Origin of the sequence: Bartonella sp. AP3QHHD, assembly GCF_042195765.1 — a bacterium.
GTDB lineage: Bacteria > Pseudomonadota > Alphaproteobacteria > Rhizobiales > Rhizobiaceae > Bartonella.
Genome location: NZ_JBHIPC010000040.1, coordinates 22733 through 49438, shown reverse-complemented (window position 1 = coordinate 49438; position 26706 = coordinate 22733). Strand labels below are relative to the sequence as shown.

The window sequence follows — 26706 nt, the reverse complement described above, 5'->3', positions numbered from 1 at the left end:
TCGTTTTGCTATTCGTGAAGGTGGTCGTACTGTTGGTGCCGGTATCGTCTCTAAGATCATTGAATAAATAATGCTTGTTGAGTGCTTTGATTATTGAAGGCACTTTGTATAACAGGGAAATAAAGAGCATGAACAGTCAGAATATTCGCATTCGCTTGAAAGCGTTTGATCATAGAATTCTTGATACGTCGACGCGTGAGATCGTATCGACTGCTAAACGTACCGGTGCAAATGTCCGTGGTCCCATTCCGCTTCCGACGCGGATTGAGAAGTTTACGGTCAATCGTGGACCGCATATCGATAAGAAAAGTCGTGAGCAGTTTGAGATGCGAACACATAAGCGTCTTCTTGACATTGTTGATCCAACGCCGCAAACAGTGGATGCGCTTATGAAGCTCGATCTTTCTGCTGGTGTGGATGTAGAAATTAAGCTCTGAGGTTTGAGGACAGAAGGAACAGACCCGATGCGTTCAGGTGTAATAGCACAGAAGCTGGGCATGACCCGTATTTATAATGATGCTGGTGAGCATGTGCCGGTGACGGTACTTCGTTTGGAGAATTGTCAAGTCGTTGCTCAGCGTACAGTTGAAAAGAATGGTTATACTGCTGTTCAATTAGGTGTAGGCTTTGCTAAGGTTAAGAATACTTCACAAGCTCTTCGTGGACATTTTGCTAAGGCTTCTGTTGAGCCTAAAGCCAAAATAGCAGAGTTTCGTGTGAGTCCCGACAATCTTCTTGATGTTGGTACTGAGATTACAGTGGAACATTTTGTTCCAGGACAAAGAGTTGATGTGACTGGTACCAGTATTGGTAAGGGGTTTGCTGGTGTTATGAAACGACATAACTTTGGTGGGCATCGTGCTTCTCATGGTAATTCGATTACACATCGTGCTCATGGTTCTACAGGGCAGTGCCAAGATCCTGGTAAAGTTTTTAAAGGTAAAAAAATGGCTGGCCATATGGGGCAAGTGCGTGTAACAACACAGAATATTGAAGTTATTTCCACTGATAGTGAGCGTGGTTTAATTTTAGTGCGTGGTGCTGTTTCTGGTTCTAAAGGTTCTTGGATTTTGATACGGGATGCTGTGAAGAAGCGTCTTCCTGATAATGCTCCAAAGCCTGCTGGTATTCGCCGTCTTGTGAAGGAGAAAGCGGAAATGGTTACTCCGGTGACGGAAACCTCTGAGGTTGAGGGAGCCTAATAATGGATCTTGTAATTAAAACTCTTGATGGTAATGAAGCTGGCAAATTAAAGGTTTCTGAAGCTATTTTTGATCTTGTTCCGCGTGAGGATATTTTGCAACGTGTTGTTCGTTGGCAGCTTGCACGTCGTCAGCAGGGAAGTCATCAATCCCAAGGTCGTTCTGATGTGTCGCGAACAGGGGCAAAAATGTTTAAACAGAAAGGAACTGGGCGTGCTCGACATTCATCTGCACGTGCACCGCAGTTTAGGGGTGGGGGTAAGGCACATGGACCGGTGGTTCGTAGCCATGCGCATGATCTTCCTAAAAAGATTCGTGCTCTTGGGTTACGTCTTGCTTTATCTGCAAAATTAAAAGCAAAAGATTTAATTATTGTGGATGAGTTGACTGTTAAGGATGCTAAAACGAAAATGCTTGTTTCTCATTTTTCTAAGCTTGGATTTAATAACGCTCTCTTGATTGATGGTAAAGAGATTGATATTAACTTTTTTCGTGCAGCCTCTAATATCCCTAATATTGACATTTTGCCTATTCAGGGAATTAATGTTTATGATATTTTGCGTCGCAGCAAACTTGTTTTATCAAAAGCAGCTGTTGAGGCTCTTGAGGAGCGTTTTAAATGACAGATCTTCGCCATTATGATATAATTATTAGTCCAGTTATTACTGAAAAGGCGACTATGATTTCTGAATATAATCAAGTTGCTTTTAATGTCGCGCCGAAAGCGACGAAGCCTGAGATTAAGGCTGCTATTGAAGCGCTTTTTAGCGTAAAAGTTAAAGCAGTTAACACGATAGTCCGTAAGGGTAAAGTGAAGCGTTTCAAAGGTATAGTTGGTCGGCAGAGTGATGTCAAAAAAGCGATCGTAACTCTGGCCAGTGGTCAGACTATCGACGTTTCGACAGGTCTTTAAGAGGCTCGGAGATAGGAATAATGGCACTTAAGCAGTTTAATCCAACGACACCTGGGCAGCGTCAGCTTGTTATTGTGGAACGTTCTTGTCTTTATAAGGGAAAACCTGTAAAGATGTTAACTGAAGGTTTGTCTTCAAAGGGTGGACGTAATAATCGCGGTCGTGTTACTGCTCGTTTTCAGGGTGGTGGACATAAACGTAGTTATCGGTTTGTCGACTTTAAGCGTCTTAAACGTGATGTTTCAGCAAAAGTTGAGCGTTTAGAATACGATCCTAATCGTACCGCTTTTATTGCTTTAATCCGCTATGAGGATGGGCAATTGAGTTATATTCTTGCACCACAGCGTCTTGGTGTTGGTGATTCTGTTATGGCTGGTTTAAATGTGGATGTTAAACCAGGTAATGCTATGCCTCTTGCTAATATGCCTGTAGGTACAATTATTCATAATGTTGAGATGAAGCCAGGGAAAGGCGGACAGATTGCACGTTCAGCAGGTGCTTATGCGCAGTTGGTTGGACGAGATCATGGTATGGCTATTCTTCGTTTAAATTCTGGTGAGCAGCGTTTGGTTCCGAGTAGCTGTTTTGCAACTGTTGGCGCTGTTTCAAATCCTGATCATGGGAATATTAATGATGGTAAAGCAGGTCGGTCACGTTGGCGTGGTAAGCGTCCACATGTTCGTGGTGTTGCTATGAACCCCGTTGATCATCCACACGGTGGCGGTGAAGGTCGTACATCGGGGGGGCGCCATCCAGTATCTCCTTGGGGTAAACCTACGAAAGGTAAGCGTACGCGCTCCAATAAAGCTACTGATAAATTTATTATGCGTACGCGTCATCAACGCAAGAAATGAGAAAGGTAGTCTGAGGTGGTTCGTTCAGTGTGGAAAGGTCCGTTTGTTGACGGCTATCTTCTTGGTAAAGCAGAGAAGGTACGTTCAAGTGGGCGCAACGAAGTTATAAAAATATGGAGTCGTCGCTCTACTATTTTACCGCAATTTGTTGGTTTAACTTTTGGTGTTTACAACGGTAATAAGCATATTCCTGTTTCTGTTTCTGAAGAGATGGTTGGGCATAAGTTTGGTGAGTTCGCTCCTACCCGAACTTATTATGGTCATGGTGCCGATAAGAAAGCGAAGAGGAAGTAGGAATGGGAAAAGCTAAAGTTTCGCGCCAGCTTAAAGATAATGAAGCAAGAGCTGTCACGCGGACAATTCGTGTTAGTCCGCAGAAGCTTAATTTAGTTGCTGCAATGATTCGTGGTAAAAGAGTTAATGTAGCGCTCGCTGATTTGATGTTTTCACGCAAGCGTATTGCTGCTACTGTGAAAAAAACGCTTGAATCAGCAATTGCAAATGCAGAAAATAACCACGATCTTGATATTGATTCGCTTGTTGTGGCGGAAGCTTATGTTGGTAAGTCGATAGTGATGAAGCGCTTTCATGTTCGTGGTCGAGGGCGTGCTAGTAGAATTGAACGTCCATTTTCGCATCTTACTGTTATTGTTCGTGAAGTTACCGAAAAAGTGGAGGCCGCGTAATGGGGCAGAAGATCAATCCAATAGGACTTCGTCTTGGTGTTAATCGGACTTGGGACTCTCGTTGGTATGCTGATAGTGGTGAATATGGGCGCCTTCTTCATGAAGATTTGAAAATTCGTTCATATGTGCTTGAGGAGCTTAAACAGGCAGCTATTTCTAAGGTTGTTATTGAGCGTCCTCATAAAAAGTGTCGTATTACGATTCATTCTGCACGTCCTGGTTTGATTATTGGTAAAAAGGGTGCTGATATCGAAAAGCTTCGTCGTAAGCTATCAGAAATGACGGATGCTGAAACTTCATTGAATATTGTGGAGATTCGTAAACCGGAGATTGATGCGACAATTATTGCGCAATCAATTGCTCAACAGTTAGAGCGTCGTGTTGCTTTTCGTCGTGCAATGAAGCGTGCTGTTCAGTCTGCTATGCGTCTTGGTGCGGAAGGTATTCGTATCAATTGTTCTGGCCGTCTTGGTGGTGCTGAAATTGCTCGTATGGAATGGTATCGTGAAGGTCGTGTTCCACTTCATACCTTGCGTTCTGATGTTGATTACGGTACAGCAGAAGCTAAGACCGCTTATGGTATTTGTGGTATTAAAGTTTGGGTCTTTAAGGGTGAGATTCTTGAGCATGATCCGATGGCTTCAGAACGTCGTGCTACGGAAGCTGATCAATCTGGTTCTTCATCGAATCGTCGCCGCGAAAATGCTTAGTTTTTGAGATTGAACTAAAATTTGGAGTAGAGAACAATGTTGCAGCCAAAGCGCACAAAGTTCCGTAAACAGTTCAAAGGCCGTATTCACGGTTTTGCGAAGGGTGGTACGGATTTGAATTTCGGTGCCTACGGTTTGAAGGCTGTTGAGCCGGAGCGGGTCACTGCTCGTCAAATTGAAGCGGCGCGTCGTGCGATTACACGTTATATGAAGCGTTCTGGTCGTGTGTGGATTCGTATTTTTCCAGATCTTCCGGTTACATCTAAACCGACTGAAGTTCGTATGGGTAAAGGTAAGGGAAGTGTTGATTATTGGGCTGCACGTGTTGCTCCTGGGCGCGTCATGTTTGAGCTTGATGGAGTTCCGGAGGATGTTGCACGTGAAGCACTAAGATTGGGTGCTGCAAAGTTGCCTATAAAAACGCGTTTCATCCAGCGTATTGCTGAATAGTGAGGTTAAGCGATGAGAGCCACAGAATTACGGGCGCAAACGCTCGACCAAATGAAAGATGAATTGGCTAAGTTAAAGAAAGAGCAATTTAATTTGCGTTTTCAAAAAGCAACAGGTCAATTAGAAAAGACTGCGCGCGTTAGACAAGTTCGTCGTGATATTGCGCGTATTAAAACTTTTCTTCGTCAAAAGATAAGTGAAAGTAAGGTTTAAGGAAATAAGAGATGCCTAAACGCGTTTTGCAGGGTGTTGTTATTAGCGACAAAAGTGATAAGACTGTTGTTGTCAAAGTTGAACGCCGTTATTCTCATCCGCTTCTTAAGAAGACTGTTCGGCAGTCTAAAAATTATAAAGCGCATGACGAAAACAACCAATTTAAGATTGGGGATCAAGTTTCTATTCAAGAATCTAGACCAATTTCGAAAGATAAATGTTGGATTGTTGTAAAAGACAATGTAGCGTAATGAGTTAAGCTTATTGTTTTAGAATTTAACAGTGTGGTTATCATTGATAAATTTGAAGGCGATAACTTTATCGTTATTTGGCAGGCAAATCCGAGTGTGTAAAAGGTACAATCGGATATATGTGTTAAGAGAAGGTGGCCAGTCATGATTCAGATGCAAACAAACCTCGACGTTGCTGATAATTCTGGAGCGCGTCGTGTCATGTGCATCAAAGTGTTAGGCGGTTCAAAGCGGAAATATGCTTCGGTCGGTGACATTATTGTTGTTTCGGTTAAGGATGCAATTCCTCGTGGACGTGTTAAAAAAGGTGATGTTATGAAAGCTGTTGTGGTTCGTACTGCTAAGGATATTCGTCGCGCAGATGGTAGTGTCATTCGTTTTGATAGTAATGCTGCGGTTTTGGTGGATAATAAAAAAGAGCCGATCGGTACTCGTATCTTTGGACCTGTTCCCCGTGAATTGCGTGGTAGGAATCATATGAAGATCATCTCGCTTGCTCCTGAAGTTCTGTAAGGAGTAAATGTTATGCAGAAGATTCGAAAAGGTGATAAAGTTGTTGTTTTGTCCGGTAAGGATAAAGGATGTAGTGGTGAAGTAATTAAGGTTAGTCCAAAAGAGAATAAGGCTTTTGTTCGTGGGATTAATATGATTAAACGTCATCAACGTCAAACGCAGAAGCAAGAAGCTGGAATTATTTCTAAAGAAGCTCCGATTCATCTGTCTAATTTGGCGATTGCTGATCCTAAAGATGGTAGGCCTACACGTGTAGGCTTTCGTGTGAATGCAGATGGTAATAAGGTTCGTTTTGCCAAGCGTTCGGGAGAGTTGATTAATGGCTGAGGAAAGACAAATACCGCGTATGAAAGCGCATTATTTTGAAGTGATTCGTAAAGTGCTTCAAGAGAGGTTTAATTACAGAAATGCAATGCAAATTCCGCGGATTGATAAAGTTGTAATAAATATGGGGATAGGTGAAGCAACTGCTGATTCCAAGAAACCTTCCCTTGCCGCTGAGGATTTAGGGCTAATAACGGGTCAGAAGGCTGTTGTTACGCGTGCGCGTAATTCTATTGCGACCTTTAAGGTTCGTGAAGGAATGCCTCTTGGGGCTAAAGTTACATTGCGTAAAGATCGTATGTTTGAGTTTTTAGATCGTCTTGTGACGATTGCTCTTCCGCGGGTTCGTGACTTTCGTGGTTTAAATCCAAAGAGTTTTGATGGTCGTGGCAATTTTGCTATGGGTATTAAAGAACACATTGTGTTTCCAGAAATCAACTATGATAAAGTTGATCAAATTTGGGGCATGGATATTATTGTTTGTACGACAGCAAAAACGGATGATGAAGCTCGTGAGTTATTGCGTGCTTTTAATTTTCCTTTTCGTTCGTAACGGCAAGCGTAGTGAGGTGAAATTATGGCCAAAGTAAGTGCCGTTGAAAAAAATAAGCGTCGTGAGTTGATGGTAAAGTGCTATGCTGCTCGTCGTGCACGTTTGAAAGCAATAGTTATGGATCAGAAGGTTTCTCTTGAAGAACGTTTTAAAGCTTCTGTTCAGTTGGCAGAGTTGCCGCGTAATTCTTCGAAAGTTCGTATTCGTAATCGCTGTGAGGTTTCAGGTCGTCCGCGGGCTTATTATCGTAAATTAAAAATGTCGCGAATTGCGTTGCGTGAACTTGGCTCTATTGGCTATATTCCTGGTATTGTAAAGTCTAGTTGGTAAGAGGAGATTATTTAATGTCTATGTCAGATCCTCTTGGTGATATGTTAACACGTATTCGTAATGCACTTGGTCGTAAAAAAGGTAAAGTAGTTACTCCAGCTTCGAAGCTTCGTGCACACGTTCTTGATGTTCTTCAGTCGGAAGGTTATATTCGCGGATATAATCGAATTGATTTAGGTGATGGGAAAGCTGAAATTGAAATCGAATTGAAGTATTTTGAAGGGCTGGCTGCTATTCGTGAGATTTCACGTGTATCAAAGCCAGGGCGTCGTGTGTATGTTTCTGCTAAGTCACTTCCTCAGGTGGCAAATGGCCTTGGTATTTCGATTTTATCGACTCCTAAAGGCGTCATGGCAGATCATGAGGCGCGTGAACAGAATGTTGGTGGAGAACTCCTTTGTCGTGTTTTCTAAGTTATGTCAAGAAAACGGAAGAAAAAGTAGGTTAGAACAATGTCTCGTATTGGAAAGAAACCCATTTCAATTCCTTCTGGAGTTACTGCTACTGTTGAAGGTCAGCTGGTTAAGGCAAAAGGTCCAAAAGGTGAGCTGAGTTACGTCGTCAATGATGAAGTCTTAGTCAAACTTGAGGACAATATCATATCAGTTATGCCGCGGGATCAGTCAAAAGATGCGCGTTCTAAATGGGGTATGTCGCGCTCAATGATTGAGAACATTTTTTGTGGTGTGAAAGATGGTTTTGAAAAGAGGTTGGAGATTAATGGGGTTGGTTATCGTGCTGCTTTGCAGGGTAAGGATGTTCAACTATCTCTGGGTTTTTCGCATGATGTGGTTTATAAAGTTCCGTCGGGTGTTACTGTGACTGTTCCTAAGCCAACGGAAATTGTTGTTTCTGGAATTGATAAACAGCAAGTTGGACAAGTTGCAGCGGAGATTCGTGAGTATCGTAGGCCTGAGCCTTATAAAGGTAAAGGTGTTAAGCATGCAGATGAACGTATCTTCCGTAAAGAAGGTAAAAAGAAATAAGGATTTTGTATTATGGTTTCATCTAAGGACATTATCCAACGTCGTGCAAGGCGTGTTCGTCGTAGAATTAAAATGGTTTCTCATGATCGTCCTCGGCTTAGTGTTTATCGTTCAAATCAGAACATTTATGCTCAAGTTATCGATGATTTGCGGGGATGTACACTTGTTTCAGCCTCTACTCTTGAAAGTGATTTGAAAAAATCGTTAAAGAGTGGTGCTGATAAAAAGGCGGCCTTTGCTGTTGGTAAGTTAATTGCTGAGCGTGCGAAGAAAGCGGGTGTTAATGAGGTGGTTTTTGATCGTGGAGCGTATGTGTACCATGGTCGCGTCAAAGCTTTAGCTGAAGCTGCTCGTGAAGGTGGTTTGAATTTCTAAAATTTCTTATTTATGAATGAGTAAGGAGAGTTTAGAGTATTTCGTTTAAGTTCTTCCAGTTTGATGAGGGACTTTGTTATCGTGCTTCCGGAAAAGAAAAAGGAATGAGGAATGGCACAAAAAGAACGTGGTGAGAGAGAAGAACGCGATAATGAATTTGTCGATAGGCTCGTTCATATCAATCGTGTTGCTAAAGTTGTAAAGGGTGGTCGGCGTTTTGGTTTTGCCGCTCTTGTTGTCGTTGGAGATCAAAAAGGGCGTGTGGGTTTTGGACATGGTAAAGCCCGTGAAGTTCCAGAAGCCGTTCGTAAAGCAACGGAATCTGCAAAACGTGGGATGATTTATGTTCCGCTTCGGTCTGGGCGTACATTGCATCATGATCTTGAAGGTCGTCACGGAGCTGGGCGTGTTTTGCTACGTTCGGCTTCTGCTGGTACTGGTATTATTGCTGGGGGACCGATGCGTGCTATTTTTGAAGCTCTTGGTATGCAGGATGTCGTTGCAAAATCACTAGGATCGTCGAATCCTTATAACATGGTTCGTGCAACATTTGATGCATTAAAACATCAAGTGCATCCTAGAGATATTGCTGCTCAACGTGGTATAAAGTATTCGACTTTGCAGGCGCGTCGTCGCCATTTAGTCGACCTAGAAGGGTAGTTTCTGAGATTATCAGAAAAGGAATTAGGAAATGGTTCAGAAAAAATCTCAGAGTGGTAAAACTGTGACTGTGGAACAAATTGGAAGCCCTATTCGAAACTCACAGATTCAGCGTGCAACCTTAAAGGGGCTTGGACTAAATAAAATGCGTCGTCGGCGCGTTTTAGATGATACACTTTGTGTGCGGGGTATGATTGCTCGGGTTCGGCATCTTGTTCGCGTTATAGATGAAGGTTAAGGGTTGCGGGAGTATTAGATATGAAACTCAATGAACTGCGTGATTGCGAAGGCGCAACAAAAAATCGTAAGCGTGTTGGGCGTGGTATTGGTTCCGGTATGGGTAAGACTGGTGGTCGTGGTGTAAAAGGGCAAAAGTCACGTTCTGGTGTTTCCCTTAATGGTTTTGAAGGTGGGCAAATGCCTATCTATCGTCGTTTGCCAAAACGTGGATTTAGGAATTTCTTTGCTAAAACCTACAATGAAGTTTCACTAGGACGTATTCAGTTGGCAGTTGATGCAGGTAAGTTGAATATTGAAAAGCCTGTTGATATGGTTTCTTTGAAAGAGGCTGGTATTATTCGTCGTGAAAAAGATGGGGTTCGTCTTCTTTCTGCTGGTGATTTGAAAACTAAGATTACCTTTCATGTTTCTGGTGCTTCACAAGCTGCTCGTGTTAAGATTGAAAAAGTGGGTGGTCAGGTTATTCTTCCTGATATTGCTCGATAATTTTTTAATATGAATAGAGACCTAAAGAAGAATGATATCTGTTTTGTGGGATCTTTTGTGGAGAATTGTTTAAGTTCTGCATTTGTTTATGTATGCATATATGAATTTTAGGATTATACTTCTGTGATTTAAAGAACTGGAGTGTAAAGTGGAGACGTTTTATGGCATCAGCAGCAGAGCAATTTGCTTCCAATATAAACTTCGGCACCTTTTCGCGTGCAACTGAATTAAAGAAACGTATCTGGTTTACTCTGTTGGCGCTTCTTGTATATCGTTTTGGCACTTACATCTCTCTTCCAGGTATCAATATCGATGCTTTGCGGCAAACATTTGAACATCACGCGTCGGGTGTATTAGGACTCTTTAATATGTTTGCTGGAGGTGCCGTTGGGCGTATGGCTATTTTTGCGCTGGGTATCATGCCTTATATATCGGCATCTATTATTGTGCAATTGTTAACATCTATTATTCCTTCTTTGGAAACTCTTAAAAAAGAAGGAGATTTAGGTCGTAAGATTATCAATCAATATACGCGTTATGTAACAGTCGTATTGGCAATCCTACAAGCTTTTGGTATTGCGGTTGCGCTTGAAAGCGGTATAGGGTCGGGGCTTCAAATTGTTTTAGAACCAGGTCTTATGTTTCGTATTTCTTCTGTTATTACGCTTGTTGGCGGAACGATGTTTCTTATGTGGCTTGGCGAGCAAATTACGTCACGTGGTATTGGTAATGGGGTTTCTCTTATCATTTTTACAGGGATTGTAGCCAACTTTCCTTCTACTTTTGCTCAGCTTTTGACAGCTCATAGTCAGGCTGATTTATCAACTTTTCTTTTAATAGGAATCGTTCTTATTGCTGTTTTGGTTATTGGGCTTATTGTTTTTATAGAGCGTGCGCAACGGCGAATTCTTATCCAATACCCGAAACGTCAGGTCGGTAATCAAATGTTTCAAGGAGATATGTCGCATCTTCCTTTAAAGTTGAATACTGCTGGTGTTATTCCACCTATTTTTGCTTCATCTTTATTATTATTACCTGCCACTATTAATAATTTTTCTGATAAAATGCCACAATGGGTTCAGGAGATTTCTTATGCTCTTGGTCATGGACAGCCACTTTATATGATTGTTTATGCATTTTTAATGGCGTTTTTTTGCTTTTTTTATACAGCTATTGTGTTTAATCCAAGTGATACTGCAGATCAGTTGAAAAAACATTCTGGTTTTATTCCAGGGATTCGTCCAGGTGAGCGTACAGCCGAATATATTGATTACGTTTTGACGCGTATTACTGTTGTGGGGGCACTTTATATTATCTTGGTTTGTTTGTTACCTGAATTTATGATATCTGCATTACAGGTTCCTTTTTATCTTGGGGGAACATCCTTGTTGATTGTTGTTACTGTTACACTTGATACGGTTGCTCAAATTCAGGGGCATCTTGTTGCCCACCAATATGAAGGGTTGATAAAAAAATCAAAACTTCGTGGAGGTAGAAGGAATCGATGAGAGTTATTCTTTTAGGTCCTCCTGGAGCGGGAAAAGGTACGCAAGCAAAAATGTTGACTGAGGAATATAGCATTCCTCATTTATCAACAGGGGATATGTTGCGTGAGGTGATTGCCAAAGAAACGGAGATTGGTAAAAAAGCTAAAGCTATTATAAGTTCTGGTGCTTTGGTACCTGATAGTATTGTTAATCAAATCGTATCAGATCGGATTGATGAAGCTGATTGTGTAAACGGTTTTGTTTTGGATGGATATCCGCGAACTGTAGGGCAGGCAGAAGCGTTGCAACAGATACTGAATTCAAAAAATACGCAGCTTAATGCTGTTATTGAGTTGTGTGTTGATGAAGACGTGTTGATTGAACGTATGAAGAAGCGCGTTGAAGAAACAATAGCGGCTGGTGGACAGGTTCGTTTAGATGACAATCCTGTTGCTTTTGCAAAAAGATTAGTAGAATATCGTGAAAAAACAGCTCCCTTATCAAAATTTTATTCAGAGAGGGGAATGTTGAAGGTTATTGATGGAATGATTGGTGTTGCTGAAGTGACACGTATGATTAGAGGGTTTCTTTCATGAGATTTTTTTAGAAATAAATGAAAAGAGTTGACTTTTGAGATGAAATCTATCAAAAGTGAATTTAATTTATTTTAGTGAAATAATAGGATTCGGAAGAATTTTTTTCTGAGTCTATTTTTTTCTATAAGGTATATCAGGTATTTTATAACAATTTGTCAAAAATAACTAAGGAGAGTAGGCGTGGCTCGTATTGCTGGCGTCAATATCCCGACAAATAAGCGTGTAATTATTGCGCTTCAATATATCCACGGGATTGGACCAAAATTTGCTCAAGAAATTATTGAAAGAGTTGGCATTCCTTTGGGGCGTCGTGTGCATGAGCTTTCAGATGCTGAGGTGCTGCAGATTCGTGAGGCAATAGATCAGGGGTATCAAGTTGAAGGTGATCTTCGTCGTGAGGTTGCTATGAATGTTAAGCGTTTGATGGATCTTGGTTGTTATCGAGGATTGCGTCATCGCCGGTCTTTGCCTGTCCGAGGACAGCGTACACATACGAATGCTCGTACGCGTAAAGGTCCGGCTAAGGCAATCGCCGGTAAGAAGAAATAAGGGCCTTTGTGGAAGGTTTTTATATGTTCTTTTTCTTGTTTGATTTGTTTGACAAGGAAAAAAAGGTGGAGCTGCTGATGTTACGGCAGTGATGAGATCGTTGAAAGGGAAATTATGGCCAAGGAAGCCACACGTGTTCGTCGTCGCGAACGTAAAAATATTTCATCGGGTGTTGTTCATATTAATTCAACATTTAATAACACAATGATTACTATTACTGATGCTCAGGGTAATGCAATTGCTTGGTCATCTGCGGGAGCTCAGGGGTTTAAAGGTGCGCGTAAATCGACACCTTTTGCTGCTCAAGTTGCTGCGGAGGATTGTGCAAGAAAAGCGCAAGAGCATGGTATGCGTTCTTTGGAAGTTGAAGTTTGTGGACCTGGATCAGGGCGTGAATCTGCTCTACGAGCATTGCAATCTGTTGGTTTTGTCATTACTTCTATTCGCGATGTAACACCAATTCCTCATAATGGATGTCGTCCGCGGAAAAGGCGGCGTGTTTAATTGGGTGTTGTTTTTTGTTGTCGGAGATTTCTCTGATGTTCACATTGGTCGTTACGATTGAATGGTAACGGAACTAAAGAACGGGAATAAAAATATGATCCAGAAAAACTGGCAGGAACTTATTAAACCCAATAAGGTTGAATCATGTGCACATGATAATCCAAATATTATAAGTGTGATTGCTGAACCTCTTGAGCGTGGTTTTGGTTTAACGTTAGGAAATGCGCTTCGTCGCGTTTTGTTATCTTCGCTTCGTGGTGCTGCTATTACTGCTGTGCAGATTGACGGTGTCTTGCATGAATTTTCATCGATTCCAGGTGTGCGTGAGGATGTTACGGATATTATTCTGAATATAAAAGAAATTGCGCTTCGTATGGAAGAAGAAGGTCCTAAACGTGTCGTCGTTTATAAAGAGGGGCCTGGTGTCGTGAAAGCGGGAGATATCAGTACAGTTGGGGATATGGAAATTCTAAATCCAGATCATGTTATTTGTACTCTTGATGAAGAAGCTGAAATTCGTATGGAATTTATTGTCAACACAGGAAAGGGGTATGTTCCATCTGATCGTAATTGTGTTGATGATGCACGTATAGGGCTTATTCCAATTGATAGTCTTTATTCACCGATCCGTAAGGTATCTTATAAAGTAGAAAATACACGCGAAGGTCAAGTTCTCGATTATGATAAATTAACGCTCACGATTGAAACAAACGGTGCTGTTAATGGTGAGGATGCTGTTGCTTTTGCAGCACGCATTCTTCAGGATCAATTATCGTTATTTATTAACTTTGAAGAGCCACAGAAGGAGCCTGTTGAAGAGGCTGATTCTGAGCTTTCTTTTAATCCTGCTCTTCTCAAAAAAGTGGATGAATTAGAACTTTCAGTTCGTTCGGCAAATTGTCTTAAGAATGATAATATTGTCTATATTGGTGATCTGATTCAGAAAACAGAATCTGAAATGCTTCGGACACCGAACTTTGGTCGAAAATCGTTGAATGAGATTAAAGAAGTTTTGGCGTGTATGGGTTTACATCTTGGGATGGAGATTCCTGCGTGGCCGCCTGAAAACATTGATGATCTTGCAAAACGTTATGAAGATCAATATTAAAATTAGAATTTAAGGAGAGGGCTTATGCGCCATAGTAAGTCAGGACGCAAGTTGAACCGTACTGCCAGTCACCGTAAAGCGATGTTTGCAAATATGGCAACTTCGTTGATCGAGCATGAGCAGATTGTGACAACGCTTCCAAAAGCTAAAGAAATTCGTCCTATTGTTGAAAAACTTGTTACTCTTGGTAAGCGTGGTGGTTTGCATGCGCGTCGGCAAGCTATTGCAGCACTTCGTGATGCAGGAAAGGTTGCGAAATTATTTGATACGCTTGCGCCACGTTATGCATCACGCAACGGTGGGTATTTGCGTATTATGAAAGCGGGGTTTCGTACCGGTGATAATGCGCCCATGGCTGTTATAGAATTTGTTGATCGTGATGTTGAAGCGAAGGGTGCTGGGGATCGTGCTCGCATGGAAGCTTCTGAGAATGAAAAGGGAACATCTTCGTAGAGTTTTTTATTCTGTTGGATTTTTAAAGGCCGCCTTGTCTTGGGCGGTTTTTTTGTGAGCATTTTTAAGTTTGTTTTAGTTGAGAAATAGGTGCAGAGAGAAAATTATAGAATATTGAATTATCTTATTTTTATAATATTTATTGTTCAAATAGGTTGTTTTTATTCTCTATTATGAAATATTAATAGAGGTCCTTAATTTGCGGGGATACGTTTTTTTATTCTATTAATCTTCAACAGAATGTGCTGATTTTATAAGGAGTGGATTATGAGGTGTTCTTTTTGGGTGCAGATTTTTTTTGTAATTATGATGCAGATATCATTTGATCATGTATATGCTCATGTTCCTCAAACACAAACAGAAATCACTCTTTCATTTGCTCCTTTAGTTAAAAAGACAGTTCCATCTGTTGTAAATATTTATGCAGCTCGACAAATTAGAGCTAGATCACCTTTTGAAGGCGATCCATTTTTTGAGCAATTTTTTGGTCGTTTTCAAAATAAATTTCCTGTTCGTAAGCAATCGTCATTAGGATCAGGGGTGATTGTTGATGCACGTGGTTTGATCGTTACAAATTACCACGTCATTAAAGATGCAAGCGAAATTAAAGTGGCTTTTTCTGATGGACGGGAGTTTGAGAGTAAGGTCGTGCTCAAAGATGAAGCAACTGATATTGCAATTCTTGAAGTTAAGGAAAAAGATGCTCAATTTCCGGTTCTTTCTTTGGGAAATTCTGATACTGTTGAAGTTGGTGATCTTGTTCTTGCTATTGGTAATCCTTTTGGTGTTGGTCAAACAGTTACAAGTGGTATTGTTTCAGCGCAAGCGCGTACACGTGTTGGGATTTCTGATTTTGACTTTTTTATTCAAACAGACGCAGCCATTAATCCAGGGAATTCTGGTGGCGCTTTAATTGATATGAAAGGTCAGTTAATCGGAATTAATACGGCTATTTATTCGCGTTCCGGTGGTTCTGTAGGGATTGGTTTTGCTATTCCAGTTAATCTTGTAAAAGTAATGCTTGATACTGTTAAACGCGGTGGAAAATATTTTGTGCCGCCTTATATTGGGGCTTCTTTTCAAAATGTTACACCTGATATTGCTGGTGGTTTAGGTTTAGAACGTCCCTATGGTGCTCTGATTATTGAAGTTATCAAAGATAGTCCTGCTGAAAAAGCTGGATTGAAAGTAGGTGATGTTATTTTGAGTGTGCAGGGGGTACGCGTTGACAGCCCAGATAGTCTTGGGTATCGTTTGATGACAGCTGACGTTGAGCATAGTCTTGCTTTGGAATATTTACGAAGTGGAAAAACTTTAAAAACACAAATAACAGTTTCATCGATATCAGAAACTGCATTTTTAAAATCTGAAAAAATTACGGGTGAAAGTCCTCTTGCTGGTGCTGAGGTGTTAGATTTAACACCGCAAAATAGTCGACGTTTTCATCTTCCTATATCTGCAAAAGGGGTTGTGATTACCAATCTTGAGGAAATGAGCAATGCTGCTGGAATTTTTCAGTCAGGAGATATTCTACGTGTTGTAAATGGCCATAAAATTCAAACAGTTCATCAGTTGAAAAAGGTTCTTATGCAAGGTCGCTCAAATATGTGGCAATTGGAATATGAACGTGATGGTATGTATATTCGCCAATTTATTCGTTGAGGTTTTTTTGAAGAAAGATTTTTTTACTTCGTCGTTTGATTTTCAAGTTAATAAAAATCAGCCACTAGCAGAAAGAATGCGCCCTTGTTCTCTCAATGATGTTGTGGGACAAAAGCATTTGATTGGAGAGGATGGTTTGCTTTCACGTATGGCGGCAACAGGCTCAATTGGATCGATGATTTTTTGGGGACCTCCAGGGACGGGAAAAACGACCGTTGCACGTTTGTTAGCCCTTGAAACAAATTTCGCGTTTGAACAGGTTTCTGCTATTTTTACAGGAGTTTCTGAACTTAAAAAGATTTTTGAAGTTGCGCAGAGGCGTTTTATATCTGGGGATAAAACACTTCTCTTTGTTGATGAAATTCATCGGTTTAATCGTGCACAGCAGGATAGTTTTCTTTCTGTGATGGAAGAGGGTACTGTGGTACTTATAGGTGCAACAACCGAAAATCCTTCTTTTGAACTGAATGCTGCCCTTCTTTCGCGTGCACGTGTTTTAACATTTCTTTCTCATGATCATGAAAGTTTGGACATGCTTTTGAGGCGTGCTGAAGAAGTGGAGGGAAAAACTCTTCCCTTGGATAATGATGCCAGAGACGTTTTGATAGAGATGTCTGATGGTGATGCGAGGGTTGCGTTAACATTGGCAGAGGAAGTTTGGTCTATTGCATCATTGGGAGAGATTCTTGATGTTGTTGCTTTGCAAAAAGTTATTCAGCGTCGTGCGCCTATTTATGATAAAGGACGAGATGGGCATTATAATCTCATTTCAGCGTTGCATAAATCCGTTCGTGGATCTGATCCTGATGCTGCGCTTTATTATTTGGCACGTATGTTGGATGCTGGTGAAGATCCTCTCTATATTGGGCGAAGATTGGTTCGTATAGCCGTTGAAGATGTTGGTTTGGCGGATCCTCAAGCTCTTGTCATTTGTAATGCAGCAAAAGATGCCTATGATTATTTAGGATCACCAGAAGGAGAATTGGCTTTGGCGCAAGCATGTCTTTATGTTGCAACTGCGCCAAAGTCAAATGCAGCATATCTTGCGTATAAAGCAGCACTGCGTTGTGCACGCAAAAATGGCTCTTTACCACCTCCTAAGCATATTCTTAATGCTCCTACGAAATTTATGAAGGAAGAAGGGTATGGAAGTGGTTATTGTTATGACCATGATGAACCAGATGCTTTTTCAGGACAAGAATATTTTCCCGAAAAACTTGGGCGTCAGAGTTATTATAAACCAGTTGAGCGTGGTTTTGAGCGTGAAATTGTGAAACGTCTTGAGTGGTGGCAACAGTTGCGCAAAAAACGTAAAGATCAAAATAAAATTTGAGTTGAAATACGTTTTTTATTGATCTCTTATGTTATTGTATGAGAAATTTAGCTTATATTTTAAACATTTATTGCATTGCTTGTAGAGATTTTTTTTTGATATCTCCAAAATTGCATATTTTTTCAAATTTAAATATGTCATTCAACTTTTAAGCTGCTTTATTTTTTTTGGTTTTTATTAAATAATATATTGACTTATAATGATAATTGACTGTTTCGTAAGTTGAATGAAAGTTTCAAATACCGTAAATTTCTCTCATCCCAAGTCTGTTATTTGTTGAAGCAATCAAGTTATTCGCTTGCATGTTACAAGCAGGATTAGCGTGTGATAAAAACTGTACAAGAAAGGACTAAAAATCCCTCTTATGAATCGTCTCAAGTGCCGAGAGCTGTCGCAACATTGGGGGATGATAAATAGTGTGATGGTGCCGGCTTGCTCCTTCTATAGAGTAAAGATGGTGGTGCCTAAAGGGTTTTGCAGTATACCACATTCATAGGTGTTGTCACAAAATGAGCTTGGAAGTTTTGAGAGATGTTTCTTAAATCAAGTGCATGAATATGCAACACAATAGCGTTTTGTTCTTCGATGCAATAGGGTATGAGGTTGATTGATGATGCGTTTTTTGTGTGATCAATAGTGGGAGAATTCTTAGTCTCTCAAGTATTTAATCAAAGGGATAAGCAGAAGGGTTGTAGAACATTGTGTTTAAAATTAAATTGTTCCTTTTCTAGAGAGATATAAATATGTTAACTATGCTCCCATAGAGATATTACTTTATTGAAGTTTATTATGTGTCATAAGATAAGCAATGCCAATTCTTTATTGTGATGGTCATGAATGTTTATGGACATAATGTGGAGATAGGAATGGAAATAGTCTGTGAAAATCTAAACTCAAGCCTTTAGTTAAATTAAAAGTACAGTGTACACTAAAGTTTTAGGTTATTATGGATTCGGTCAAGGATATAATCGTGGATAAAACAAAAGCTCTCGATGCTGCTCTCTCACAAATTGAACGTTCTTTTGGTAAAGGCTCGATTATGCGTCTTGGGCAAAAAGAGCAGGTTGTTGAAATTGAAACAATTCCAACAGGGTCGTTATCCTTGGATATTGCTTTAGGGATTGGTGGATTACCGAAGGGGCGTATTGTTGAGATTTATGGACCAGAAAGTTCTGGGAAAACAACATTGGCTCTCCATGCTATTGCTGAGGCACAGAAAGGTGGTGGGATTTGTGCTTTTATTGATGCAGAGCATGCGCTTGATCCTATTTATGCGCGTAAGCTTGGTGTTGATTTAGAAAACTTGTTCATTTCTCAGCCAGATACCGGTGAACAGGCATTGGAAATTACAGAAACGTTGGTTCGTTCTGGTGCCGTTGATGTGCTTGTTGTGGATTCTGTCGCAGCTTTAACACCGCGAGCAGAAATTGACGGTGAAATGGGTGATGCTTTGCCCGGATTGCAAGCTCGGTTAATGAGTAAAGCGTTACGAAAATTAACCGCAGCAATTTTTCGCTCTAACTGTATGGTTGTTTTTATTAATCAAATTCGCATGAAAATTGGTGTGATGTTTGGTTCTCCTGAAACGACAACGGGTGGAAACGCTTTAAAGTTTTATGCTTCTGTTCGTTTAGATATTCGTCGCATTGGATCCATTAAAGATAGGGATTCAATCGTTGGTAATCAGACGCGCGTTAAAGTGGTGAAAAATAAATTGGCACCTCCATTCAAACAGGTTGAGTTTGATATTATTTATGGTGAAGGTATTTCCAAAGTAGGTGAATTGATTGATTTGGGTGTCAAGGTTGGTGTTGTGGAAAAATCTGGTGCATGGTTTTCTTATAATTCTCAGCGTTTAGGGCAGGGGCGTGAGAATGCAAAGCAGTTTTTACGTGAACATGTGGAAATAGCTACAGAGATTGAAGCAGCTTTGCGCCAAAATGCTGGTTTGATTGCGATTGAATTGTTAGAAAATGCAGGGTCAGAAAATATAGAAAGTGATGAAGCCATTTGATGGGGCGTTTTTTTCGTTTATAATTTTTTTCCTTTAAGATTTTTCTGTTTTTTTGTTTGAGTTTTTAAATACGCAGTCGTTGTTTCTCAATTTTTTAAAACAAATATTCCATTTTTGATTAAATTGACTCCATGCGTGGCGAAGAGGATTTAATGAGGGGGATTTTTCTTTTATGGTTTTGTGCTGTATTGAGCAGGTGTCAACATGAATAATGTTAATAATATTCGGTCAATATTTTTGGATTATTTTCATCGTAATGGGCATAAAGTTCTTTCTTCTAGTCCGCTTGTTCCGCGGAATGATCCTACACTTATGTTTACAAATGCAGGGATGGTGCAGTTTAAAAATGTTTTTACTGGACTTGAACAACCTTCTTATACGCAGGCAACAACGGCACAAAAATGTGTTCGTGCGGGTGGAAAGCATAATGATCTTGATAATGTTGGTTATACGGCGCGCCATCATACATTTTTTGAAATGCTGGGTAATTTTTCTTTCGGTGATTATTTCAAGGAAGAAGCTATTTTTTTATCATGGAATCTTTTAACAAAGGAATTTTGCCTGCCAAAAGATAAATTGTTGGTGACAGTTTATCAGAGTGATGATGTTGCTGCTGAACTGTGGCGTAAAATTTCTGGTCTTCCAGATGAAAAAATTGTCCGTATTGCGACGGCTGATAATTTTTGGTCGATGGGAGAAACAGGCCCTTGTGGGCCTTGTTCGGAGATTTTTTATGATCATGGTGATGAAATCTGGGGCGGTCCTCCTGGAAGTGCTAATGAAGATGGGGATCGCTTTATTGAGATTTGGAATCTTGTTTTTATGCAGTATGAGCAAGTTTCTAAGGAAGAACGTGTTAACTTACCTCACCCTTCTATTGATACCGGTATGGGGTTAGAGCGTATTGCAGCTGTTTTACAGGGTGTTCATGATAATTATGACATTGATCTTTTTCGTGCATTAATTGACGCGTCAGAAGAAATTACAGGGATTGAGGCAAAGGGTGATTTTATTGCCAGCCATCGTGTCATTGCTGATCATCTTCGCTCATCTGCATTTTTGATTGCTGATGGTGTGCTTCCTTCTAATGAAGGAAGAGGATATGTTTTACGTCGTATTATGCGTCGTGCTATGCGTCATGCGCATCTTCTTGGTGCTAAAGAGCCCTTAATGTGGCAACTTTTGCCTGCTTTAATTCGCGAAATGGGACAAGCTTATCCTGAGTTGGTGCGTGCTGAATCTTTGGTTTCAGAAACTTTAAGGTTAGAAGAAATACGTTTTCGTAAAACGCTTGAACGAGGACTTGGTTTGTTGAACGAAGCAAGTACCGATCTTAAAGAAGGGGACTATTTGAATGGTGAAGTTGCTTTCAAGCTCTATGATACCTATGGTTTTCCGCTTGATTTGACGCAAGATGTTCTTCGTCGTCGCGGAATATCTGTTGATGTTGGTGCTTTTGATAAAGCGATGGAACGCCAAAAAGAGGAGGCACGTGCCAATTGGTCTGGTTCTGGAGAAGCTGGAACAGAAAAAATCTGGTTTTCTGTTCGTGATCAAGTGGGGGCTACAGAATTTTTAGGTTATGAAACTGAGACGGCGAAAGGTATTCTTACAGCTCTTGTGTGTGATGGTAAAATTGTTGATCATATTTCTTCAGGTCAGAAAGCTATGCTTGTTGTTAATCAGACACCTTTTTATGGTGAATCTGGTGGGCAAATTGGTGATAGCGGTATCATTTCTGGTGAAAATTTTATTTTTAAGGTGCATGATACCCAAAGAAAGGGTGATGGTGTTTTTATCCATATTGGGGAGGTGAAATCTGGTCAGGCATCGAGGTCTGATTGTGTAGAATTAACGGTTGATATTGTTCGTCGTAAGAAAATTCGTGCGAATCACTCTGCTACTCATTTGTTACACGAAGCTTTACGCCAAACATTGGGGGACCATGTTACACAAAAGGGCTCTCTTGTATCGCCAGATCGGTTGCGTTTTGATTTTTCACATCCAAAATCCGTTTCACCAGAAGAGTTGAAAAAAATAGAAGATTTAGCCAATGAGATTATTTTGCAAAATAGTAGAGTGATAACGCGCCTCATGGCTGTAGATGATGCCATTTCTGAAGGAGCCATGGCATTGTTTGGTGAAAAATATGGTGATGAAGTTCGTGTTGTTTCTATGGGGGAGCCACTTGAACAGGGAAGATTAAAAAAGCGTTGGTCAATTGAGCTTTGTGGAGGGACACATGTGGAGCGAACAGGTGATATCGGTTTGATTCATATTGTTTCTGAAAGTTCTGTTTCAGCTGGAGTGCGGCGTATTGAAGCTTTAACAGGCAAAGAAGCACGTCTTTATCTTAGCCGCCAAGATGAACGTATTCATGAAATTGCTGATCTTTTAAAAATTTCTTCTGTTGGCGTGGAAGAACGGGTGCGAATTTTGCTTGATGATCGTCGTAAACTTGAAAAAGAATTGAATGATGTACGCAAGAAAATGATGTTGAGTGGTGGAATAACAGAAAGGAGCCAAGATGATATTATCATCATCAATGGGTTTTCTTTTACCGGACGCGTTGTTAAAAATATTTTACCACGGGATCTTAAGGCGCTTGTCGATTCTGAGAAAAAACAAATTGGATCTGGAGTGGTTGCTTTTATTAGTGTCTCGGAGGATGGAAAAGGGAGTGCTGTTGTCGGTGTTACGGATGATTTAACGGATAAATTAAATGCTGTAGATCTCGTTCGTATTCTTTCAGCGATGCTTGGTGGTAAAGGTGGAGGTGGCCGTCCTGATATGGCGCAGGCTGGTGGTCCTGAGGGGAACAAAGCTGAGGAGGCATTTGCGGCACTAAAAGATTTTCTTGAAAAAAATTAAAGAATGAAATCATTCTGCATAGGTGTTTTTCACATTGTTATATTTGGTTGGCATCTATGTATCATGAATATCTGTCTGGTGTATTTCTGAAATGCAGATACAGCGTAATTGGGGAAAATACAATTGTAAAGATAAAGACAGTGTTTGTCTTTATCACCACTTTATCATTTGGCTTTATAGCTTCCAAGCGTTTCAGGAATCACCTTTTTAAGATAAGATAGATTATGCAGCACTTCATGCTTTGCTGTGTATTCTTTTACTAGGGAGACTAGTTATTATGTTGCTCTTATAGATTTTTTGAAGAAACATCTCTTTTTATGAAAGAAAAATATAAGATTTATTGCATACGATTATCCTTATAAAGTTATAAGCTGTCATTATTCGATTAGTTTTCAAATGAATAAAATCTCTTTCCTTGAAAAGGCTTATAAAAGCGTTGTTATATCTTAGAGCTATTGTTTTCATTTTGCTTGTTATGTACAAAAAAACAGTTTTTTGGTTTATTATTAAAAGGTCTTGAAAGGAATATTCTCCTATCTTTATAAATCTTTATTTCATATTATAAAGTAATGAATTATCAATATGAATCAAAGGAATATCACATAAATCTAAAGATTTAGATTAACATCTAATTTATTTATGATAAAATTGCTTTAATACATTGAGTTATAATGATAATTTATCGTTTTATCTTTTGAACAAGAGCTACGAATATTCGTAGGGTTTTATTATTTCAAATTCTGTGTATGTTAAATTAATCAAAACCACTCACGAATGTCGTTGTGAAATGGGCTTAAGAGCATTGAAAAATGTTTCTTAAAAAAAGTCATATGAATGTGCAAAACAATGATGTTCTGTTCTTTATGAGAGGACTATAAAGAAAGTGATAAACAAAAGTGCAACGCAATACATAATATTCATTATTTAAAAGATATTACTTTAGTTCGTTTTGAAATTCGTAAAGCTGAGTTAAAAGAAGACGGTAAAACTGGAAATTGTTTTTACCTTTACATCTTTACATTTTCCCTAAATGAGAATGTATACTCGTCAATATGCACAGATATAGGAAAATATTTTTGTTCTAATCTAGTAAAATTGCAATAGCAGAGAAAATACTAAACTGTTTTAATATTTTTCTTAAATACCTAAAATGGATTGTGGCATTTTTAGAAATCTTTTTACTTGTATCATATATAAGCACTCTATCTTGTATTGAAGAGGCATTTTTTGCATAAGATCTATGAAGAGTATCGTTTTTATGATGCTATGGCTTCATGTAAGGGGATAACATTTTCTCCTTCTCTTTCTGGTGGTTTGATTGTTAAACCACTTGCCTTTAAAAAATTAGAGAAACGTCCCCCTTTATCGATCAATTCTTGAAAGTTTCCTTTTTCCATTAAGTGACCATGATCCAGAAAGAGTATCACATCAGCATTGCGTACTGTTGAGAGGCGATGTGCTATAATAAAAGTAGTGCGGTTATGGCTTATGCAATCGAGAGCATCTTTGACACGTGCCTCTGTTTCAACATCAAGAGCGCTTGTTGCTTCATCTAGAATGAGAATAGGGGCATTTTTTAAAACAGCGCGTGCAATTGCTAGTCGCTGTTTTTCTCCACCTGATAATTGAGATCCTCGTTCGCCCACCATTGTGTTATAACAATCAGCTTTTTTTAGAATAAAATCGTGAGCTTCTGCTATTTTTGCTGCTTCATAAAGTTCTTCATTCGTTGCGCTCGCTTTTCCTATTGAAATATTGTCATGAATAGTACGGTTGAAAAGACCCGAGTCTTGAAATACTGTTGCTAGAGATTTGCGTAAAGATTCGCGATTGATTGAGCATATATTTATTCCATCAATGGAGATATGCCCAAGGGTAGGGTCGTATACGCGCTGCAACAGATTGATCAATGTTGTTTTTCCAGCCCCTGTTGGTCCTACAATCGCAACAGTTTGTCCTGCTTTAACCTCAAAGGAAATATCAAAAACACCTTGAGAAGAATTTGGGAATTGATAGGTCACGTGATGAAATTGTATGGCGCCTTTAACATTTTGGAGGGAAGGAAGATTTTGTGGTTCGTTGATATGAAAGGTTGAGTCTTCCATTTCAAAAAATTCTTGCAGTTTTGCTTGTGAGGATATTGCACAATTAATAAAATTGCTCATTTGGTCTAGGCGGCTAATCATGAGTTGTGCAAATCCAACAAAAGCAACGACTTCACCTACTCGTAATTGATCTTTTGCAACAAAAAAAGCTCCAAGGAGAAGAACACAAACGATTGAAATTGTTGAAGCCATTCGATTTAAGCCACTGGCGAGCGCCCACCAATTGAGAACAGGATTTTGTGCTTTAAGAAGAGCATTTGTATGTTGATGCAGTATGGAAGTTTCTTCTTTTATTCGGTTATAACTTTGTACAATGGAAACATTAGAGATTGAATCACTGACATGTTTAAAAAGGTTATGATGATAGCATTCTACAGCGGCTTGTCCGTCTTTTGTTTTTCGCATCACTAAACGTGCAATTAATACATAAATGATGGCAAGCACAACCAAGACTATTGAAAGACGCCAATTCATATTAAACGCTATGGGGATGAGAACCAATAAGGCGACAAGCGTTGAGAGATGTTGGCGCATAAAATCAAGCCATATGGTTGACATGGAATCTATTGCGCGCAAAAGTGTATGGAGTGCGTTGGAAGTTCCACGTTGTTGATGCCAAATTAAAGGCATGGCAATGATACGTTCGAAAGATTCCGTTAAAACCGTTAAGCGGCGTCTATGGGCTAAGCGGTCAGCACCGCGAGCAACAAGGACATAAGCAATAATATGTGAAAGTCCAAAACAAACCCAAATGGCAAGAGTAGGGATGATAGCTGTTTTGTCTGTAATAGAATCAATAACCCGTCCAAATAAAATAGGTTCTGCAATAGTGATAATAGCTAATATAACATTAGCGGTACAGATTAAAAGGGATGCATTTTTTTCTCTATTTAGGTAAGTGAGAACACGTGCATAGGTTTTGAATAAGGACACGGTTAATTATCTCCATTCGCTATTAAGCGTAAAGGCTGTTGATTTTTACAACGCTTAGTTTTTAGCTAATAAAATTTGGACGTTAAGAAAAGGAAATTTTGGATACTAACTGTAATATGGTGTGATAAAACCAACTAAAATATGAATTTTTGTGTTTATAAAGGCGCAAAAATAGATCAATAAAATTATCAGGTAAGGGAATTTTCATGGCAGGCATAGAAATAAAAAAAGTTGAGGCAGATGAAAATGGAATGCGCTTAGATCGCTGGTTTAAAGTGCATTATCCAGGACTTGGTTTTGGAGCTTTGCAAAAATTGTTGCGTTCTGGTCAGATACGGGTTGATAGTGGACGTGTTAAAGCCGATACGCGTCTTTGTATAGGGCAAGCTGTTCGTATTCCACCTCTCCCTATTAATGACAAGGAAAATCTTTCAATAACGGATAAAACACTTCGTGGGCAGGATGATGGGACCGTTTTGAAAAAAATGCTGCTTTATGAAGATCCAAAGGTATTTGTTTTTAATAAACCAGCTGGGTTGGCTGTACAAGGAGGCTCTGGTTTAACACGTCATATGGATAGTATGCTTGAGGTATGGCGCAATAAAAAAGGTGAAAAGCCGCGTTTGGTTCATCGTCTTGATCGTGAGACGTCGGGTGTGCTTATTGTTGCGCGATCAAGGGGAGCTGCTCAGTCCTTAACTGCTGCTTTTAGAGCGCGAGAAACAAAAAAGACTTATTGGGCGTTGGTTCGGGGTGTGCCTAAAAAAAAGCAGGACAAAATTTCAACGTGGATGGTTAAGGAAATGACTGCACAAGGTGACAAAATGCGTGTTTGTGAACATGGGGAGCCAGATTCACATCATGCGGTTTCCTACTATCGCGTTTTAGATACGCGAGGGCGGGCTCTTTCGTGGCTTGAAATGGAACCCTATACAGGGAGAACACATCAGCTTCGTGTGCATGCTGCCCATATGGATCATCCTATCATTGGCGATACAAAGTATTTTTTTTCTGATAGTAATTGGACATTACCAGGAGGAATTCAAAATCGTCTTCATCTTCATGCACGTCGTATTCGTATTCCTCATCCTTCAGGAGGAATATTGGACATTGTTGCACCTTTACCACCTCATATGGTCCAAAGTTTTAATCTTTTATCTTTTAATGAGAGTGATGCTGAAACCAACTAAACAAACTTCATTTGTTCTTTTTGATTGATACAAATTTTGTCTATAAATTTTATAAGATGAATAGGGCATTATTTGAAGAAAGTTTTTGATAAGTCAATTGCTATGAGAAAATTGTGTTTTTGAGTGATGAAATTTTCGAATATCATGGCTTTCTT

General features: G+C 39.7%; 33 protein-coding genes and 1 pseudogene. 33 read left to right on the top strand and 1 reads right to left on the bottom strand.

The genetic code is table 11. The annotated features are described in order from the left end of the window. From ACFIL7_RS02320 to alaS, 32 genes and pseudogenes are all read left to right on the top strand, one after another. A pseudogene (locus tag ACFIL7_RS02320) lies at positions 1–67 on the top strand (elongation factor Tu); the annotation flags it as partial. Between the two features lie 61 nt (positions 68–128). Beyond that, a complete protein-coding gene (rpsJ, locus tag ACFIL7_RS02315) occupies positions 129–437 on the top strand; it encodes a 30S ribosomal protein S10 (RefSeq protein ID WP_005773267.1) in 309 nt (102 codons plus the stop codon). 27 nt (positions 438–464) lie between these two features. Next, the gene (rplC, locus tag ACFIL7_RS02310; protein ID WP_273791404.1) at positions 465–1202 is read left to right on the top strand and encodes a 50S ribosomal protein L3; all 738 of its coding nucleotides are present in this window, start codon (positions 465–467) and stop codon (positions 1200–1202) included. Between the two features lie 2 nt (positions 1203–1204). Further along, complete coding sequence (rplD, locus tag ACFIL7_RS02305; protein ID WP_375613145.1) at positions 1205–1825, top strand: 50S ribosomal protein L4; 621 nt, start codon at positions 1205–1207, stop codon at positions 1823–1825. Further along, on the top strand, positions 1822–2115 hold the full coding sequence (locus tag ACFIL7_RS02300; protein ID WP_273723987.1) for a 50S ribosomal protein L23: 294 nt from the start codon (positions 1822–1824) through the stop codon (positions 2113–2115). The genes rplD and ACFIL7_RS02300 overlap by 4 nt, the downstream gene beginning before the upstream one ends. A gap of 20 nt (positions 2116–2135) precedes the next feature. Continuing rightward, positions 2136–2969 carry a 50S ribosomal protein L2 gene (rplB, locus tag ACFIL7_RS02295; RefSeq protein ID WP_375611474.1) on the top strand — a complete coding sequence of 278 codons (834 nt, stop codon included), beginning with the start codon at positions 2136–2138 and terminating at the stop codon, positions 2967–2969. 15 nt (positions 2970–2984) lie between these two features. Beyond that, positions 2985–3263, top strand: coding sequence for a 30S ribosomal protein S19 (gene rpsS / locus ACFIL7_RS02290; protein WP_375617719.1), 279 nt, complete (start codon positions 2985–2987; stop codon positions 3261–3263). Between the two features lie 2 nt (positions 3264–3265). Further along, on the top strand, positions 3266–3655 hold the full coding sequence (gene rplV / locus ACFIL7_RS02285) for a 50S ribosomal protein L22 (protein ID WP_273791407.1): 390 nt from the start codon (positions 3266–3268) through the stop codon (positions 3653–3655). Continuing rightward, positions 3655–4365, top strand: a complete 711-nt coding sequence (gene rpsC / locus ACFIL7_RS02280) for a 30S ribosomal protein S3 (protein WP_273791408.1) — start codon at positions 3655–3657, stop codon at positions 4363–4365. Before rplV ends, rpsC begins: the two co-directional genes overlap by 1 nt. 36 nt (positions 4366–4401) lie before the next feature. Next, positions 4402–4815 carry a 50S ribosomal protein L16 gene (gene rplP, locus ACFIL7_RS02275; RefSeq protein WP_375611475.1) on the top strand — a complete coding sequence of 138 codons (414 nt, stop codon included), beginning with the start codon at positions 4402–4404 and terminating at the stop codon, positions 4813–4815. Positions 4816–4827: 12 nt separating this feature from the next. Continuing rightward, positions 4828–5028, top strand: coding sequence for a 50S ribosomal protein L29 (gene rpmC, locus ACFIL7_RS02270; RefSeq protein WP_375606714.1), 201 nt, complete (start codon positions 4828–4830; stop codon positions 5026–5028). Positions 5029–5039: 11 nt separating this feature from the next. Next, entirely contained in the window at positions 5040–5279 is a 240-nt protein-coding gene (rpsQ, locus tag ACFIL7_RS02265; protein ID WP_012231991.1) for a 30S ribosomal protein S17, read from the top strand. Positions 5280–5423: 144 nt separating this feature from the next. After that, a complete protein-coding gene (gene rplN, locus ACFIL7_RS02260) occupies positions 5424–5792 on the top strand; it encodes a 50S ribosomal protein L14 (protein WP_004855715.1) in 369 nt (122 codons plus the stop codon). Positions 5793–5804: 12 nt separating this feature from the next. Further along, positions 5805–6119 (top strand): 50S ribosomal protein L24, encoded by a 315-nt coding sequence (rplX, locus tag ACFIL7_RS02255; protein WP_375617722.1) that lies wholly within the window; start codon positions 5805–5807, stop codon positions 6117–6119. Then, complete coding sequence (gene rplE / locus ACFIL7_RS02250) at positions 6112–6669, top strand: 50S ribosomal protein L5 (RefSeq protein ID WP_375617723.1); 558 nt, start codon at positions 6112–6114, stop codon at positions 6667–6669. Before rplX ends, rplE begins: the two co-directional genes overlap by 8 nt. A 24-nt stretch (positions 6670–6693) precedes the next feature. After that, a complete protein-coding gene (rpsN, locus tag ACFIL7_RS02245; RefSeq protein ID WP_375617724.1) occupies positions 6694–6999 on the top strand; it encodes a 30S ribosomal protein S14 in 306 nt (101 codons plus the stop codon). Between the two features lie 14 nt (positions 7000–7013). After that, a complete protein-coding gene (gene rpsH, locus ACFIL7_RS02240; RefSeq protein WP_375613142.1) occupies positions 7014–7412 on the top strand; it encodes a 30S ribosomal protein S8 in 399 nt (132 codons plus the stop codon). A 39-nt stretch (positions 7413–7451) separates the two neighbouring features. Continuing rightward, a complete protein-coding gene (gene rplF, locus ACFIL7_RS02235; protein WP_375617726.1) occupies positions 7452–7985 on the top strand; it encodes a 50S ribosomal protein L6 in 534 nt (177 codons plus the stop codon). 12 nt (positions 7986–7997) lie between these two features. After that, positions 7998–8360, top strand: coding sequence for a 50S ribosomal protein L18 (gene rplR, locus ACFIL7_RS02230; protein ID WP_273791414.1), 363 nt, complete (start codon positions 7998–8000; stop codon positions 8358–8360). A gap of 111 nt (positions 8361–8471) precedes the next feature. Further along, positions 8472–9020: a 30S ribosomal protein S5 gene (gene rpsE / locus ACFIL7_RS02225; protein ID WP_375617727.1), complete on the top strand. Its 549-nt coding sequence runs from the start codon at positions 8472–8474 to the stop codon at positions 9018–9020. A gap of 31 nt (positions 9021–9051) precedes the next feature. Further along, positions 9052–9258 carry a 50S ribosomal protein L30 gene (gene rpmD / locus ACFIL7_RS02220; RefSeq protein WP_375611481.1) on the top strand — a complete coding sequence of 69 codons (207 nt, stop codon included), beginning with the start codon at positions 9052–9054 and terminating at the stop codon, positions 9256–9258. A gap of 20 nt (positions 9259–9278) precedes the next feature. Beyond that, positions 9279–9746, top strand: a complete 468-nt coding sequence (gene rplO, locus ACFIL7_RS02215; RefSeq protein WP_375617728.1) for a 50S ribosomal protein L15 — start codon at positions 9279–9281, stop codon at positions 9744–9746. Positions 9747–9907: 161 nt separating this feature from the next. After that, positions 9908–11254, top strand: a complete 1347-nt coding sequence (gene secY, locus ACFIL7_RS02210) for a preprotein translocase subunit SecY (RefSeq protein WP_375617729.1) — start codon at positions 9908–9910, stop codon at positions 11252–11254. Then, on the top strand, positions 11251–11829 hold the full coding sequence (locus tag ACFIL7_RS02205; RefSeq protein WP_375633793.1) for an adenylate kinase: 579 nt from the start codon (positions 11251–11253) through the stop codon (positions 11827–11829). The genes secY and ACFIL7_RS02205 overlap by 4 nt, the downstream gene beginning before the upstream one ends. A gap of 180 nt (positions 11830–12009) precedes the next feature. Further along, positions 12010–12378, top strand: a complete 369-nt coding sequence (rpsM, locus tag ACFIL7_RS02200) for a 30S ribosomal protein S13 (RefSeq protein WP_026500557.1) — start codon at positions 12010–12012, stop codon at positions 12376–12378. Between the two features lie 114 nt (positions 12379–12492). Further along, on the top strand, positions 12493–12882 hold the full coding sequence (gene rpsK, locus ACFIL7_RS02195) for a 30S ribosomal protein S11 (RefSeq protein WP_007347762.1): 390 nt from the start codon (positions 12493–12495) through the stop codon (positions 12880–12882). 94 nt (positions 12883–12976) lie between these two features. Continuing rightward, on the top strand, positions 12977–13990 hold the full coding sequence (locus ACFIL7_RS02190; protein ID WP_375611485.1) for a DNA-directed RNA polymerase subunit alpha: 1014 nt from the start codon (positions 12977–12979) through the stop codon (positions 13988–13990). Between the two features lie 24 nt (positions 13991–14014). Next, entirely contained in the window at positions 14015–14443 is a 429-nt protein-coding gene (gene rplQ / locus ACFIL7_RS02185; protein ID WP_273791421.1) for a 50S ribosomal protein L17, read from the top strand. Positions 14444–14710: 267 nt separating this feature from the next. Then, positions 14711–16105: a DegQ family serine endoprotease gene (locus ACFIL7_RS02180; RefSeq protein ID WP_375634735.1), complete on the top strand. Its 1395-nt coding sequence runs from the start codon at positions 14711–14713 to the stop codon at positions 16103–16105. Between the two features lie 7 nt (positions 16106–16112). Next, positions 16113–17438 carry a replication-associated recombination protein A gene (locus ACFIL7_RS02175; protein WP_375683290.1) on the top strand — a complete coding sequence of 442 codons (1326 nt, stop codon included), beginning with the start codon at positions 16113–16115 and terminating at the stop codon, positions 17436–17438. A gap of 970 nt (positions 17439–18408) precedes the next feature. Next, a complete protein-coding gene (recA, locus tag ACFIL7_RS02170; RefSeq protein ID WP_273791424.1) occupies positions 18409–19452 on the top strand; it encodes a recombinase RecA in 1044 nt (347 codons plus the stop codon). A gap of 204 nt (positions 19453–19656) precedes the next feature. Further along, positions 19657–22323: an alanine--tRNA ligase gene (gene alaS, locus ACFIL7_RS02165; protein ID WP_375634736.1), complete on the top strand. Its 2667-nt coding sequence runs from the start codon at positions 19657–19659 to the stop codon at positions 22321–22323. A 1256-nt stretch (positions 22324–23579) separates the two neighbouring features. On the opposite strand, the gene ACFIL7_RS02160 is transcribed toward alaS, so the two are convergent. Continuing rightward, the gene (locus ACFIL7_RS02160; protein ID WP_375671851.1) at positions 23580–25361 is read right to left on the bottom strand and encodes a glucan ABC transporter ATP-binding protein/ permease; all 1782 of its coding nucleotides are present in this window, start codon (positions 25359–25361) and stop codon (positions 23580–23582) included. Positions 25362–25567: 206 nt separating this feature from the next. Here ACFIL7_RS02160 and ACFIL7_RS02155 point away from each other — a divergent pair, with 206 nt between their 5' ends. Next, positions 25568–26551: an RluA family pseudouridine synthase gene (locus ACFIL7_RS02155; RefSeq protein ID WP_375633788.1), complete on the top strand. Its 984-nt coding sequence runs from the start codon at positions 25568–25570 to the stop codon at positions 26549–26551. Positions 26552–26706 lie beyond the last annotated feature (155 nt).

Coding starts and splice junctions, on each gene's coding strand:
- rpsJ (WP_005773267.1), top strand. CDS start 129: ATGAACAGTCAGAATATTCGCATTCGCTTGAAAGCGTTTGATCATAGA.
- rplC (WP_273791404.1), top strand. CDS start 465: ATGCGTTCAGGTGTAATAGCACAGAAGCTGGGCATGACCCGTATTTAT.
- rplD (WP_375613145.1), top strand. CDS start 1,205: ATGGATCTTGTAATTAAAACTCTTGATGGTAATGAAGCTGGCAAATTA.
- ACFIL7_RS02300 (WP_273723987.1), top strand. CDS start 1,822: ATGACAGATCTTCGCCATTATGATATAATTATTAGTCCAGTTATTACT.
- rplB (WP_375611474.1), top strand. CDS start 2,136: ATGGCACTTAAGCAGTTTAATCCAACGACACCTGGGCAGCGTCAGCTT.
- rplV (WP_273791407.1), top strand. CDS start 3,266: ATGGGAAAAGCTAAAGTTTCGCGCCAGCTTAAAGATAATGAAGCAAGA.
- rpsC (WP_273791408.1), top strand. CDS start 3,655: ATGGGGCAGAAGATCAATCCAATAGGACTTCGTCTTGGTGTTAATCGG.
- rplP (WP_375611475.1), top strand. CDS start 4,402: ATGTTGCAGCCAAAGCGCACAAAGTTCCGTAAACAGTTCAAAGGCCGT.
- rpmC (WP_375606714.1), top strand. CDS start 4,828: ATGAGAGCCACAGAATTACGGGCGCAAACGCTCGACCAAATGAAAGAT.
- rpsQ (WP_012231991.1), top strand. CDS start 5,040: ATGCCTAAACGCGTTTTGCAGGGTGTTGTTATTAGCGACAAAAGTGAT.
- rplN (WP_004855715.1), top strand. CDS start 5,424: ATGATTCAGATGCAAACAAACCTCGACGTTGCTGATAATTCTGGAGCG.
- rplX (WP_375617722.1), top strand. CDS start 5,805: ATGCAGAAGATTCGAAAAGGTGATAAAGTTGTTGTTTTGTCCGGTAAG.
- rplE (WP_375617723.1), top strand. CDS start 6,112: ATGGCTGAGGAAAGACAAATACCGCGTATGAAAGCGCATTATTTTGAA.
- rpsN (WP_375617724.1), top strand. CDS start 6,694: ATGGCCAAAGTAAGTGCCGTTGAAAAAAATAAGCGTCGTGAGTTGATG.
- rpsH (WP_375613142.1), top strand. CDS start 7,014: ATGTCTATGTCAGATCCTCTTGGTGATATGTTAACACGTATTCGTAAT.
- rplF (WP_375617726.1), top strand. CDS start 7,452: ATGTCTCGTATTGGAAAGAAACCCATTTCAATTCCTTCTGGAGTTACT.
- rplR (WP_273791414.1), top strand. CDS start 7,998: ATGGTTTCATCTAAGGACATTATCCAACGTCGTGCAAGGCGTGTTCGT.
- rpsE (WP_375617727.1), top strand. CDS start 8,472: ATGGCACAAAAAGAACGTGGTGAGAGAGAAGAACGCGATAATGAATTT.
- rpmD (WP_375611481.1), top strand. CDS start 9,052: ATGGTTCAGAAAAAATCTCAGAGTGGTAAAACTGTGACTGTGGAACAA.
- rplO (WP_375617728.1), top strand. CDS start 9,279: ATGAAACTCAATGAACTGCGTGATTGCGAAGGCGCAACAAAAAATCGT.
- secY (WP_375617729.1), top strand. CDS start 9,908: ATGGCATCAGCAGCAGAGCAATTTGCTTCCAATATAAACTTCGGCACC.
- ACFIL7_RS02205 (WP_375633793.1), top strand. CDS start 11,251: ATGAGAGTTATTCTTTTAGGTCCTCCTGGAGCGGGAAAAGGTACGCAA.
- rpsK (WP_007347762.1), top strand. CDS start 12,493: ATGGCCAAGGAAGCCACACGTGTTCGTCGTCGCGAACGTAAAAATATT.
- ACFIL7_RS02190 (WP_375611485.1), top strand. CDS start 12,977: ATGATCCAGAAAAACTGGCAGGAACTTATTAAACCCAATAAGGTTGAA.
- rplQ (WP_273791421.1), top strand. CDS start 14,015: ATGCGCCATAGTAAGTCAGGACGCAAGTTGAACCGTACTGCCAGTCAC.
- ACFIL7_RS02180 (WP_375634735.1), top strand. CDS start 14,711: ATGAGGTGTTCTTTTTGGGTGCAGATTTTTTTTGTAATTATGATGCAG.
- alaS (WP_375634736.1), top strand. CDS start 19,657: ATGAATAATGTTAATAATATTCGGTCAATATTTTTGGATTATTTTCAT.
- ACFIL7_RS02155 (WP_375633788.1), top strand. CDS start 25,568: ATGGCAGGCATAGAAATAAAAAAAGTTGAGGCAGATGAAAATGGAATG.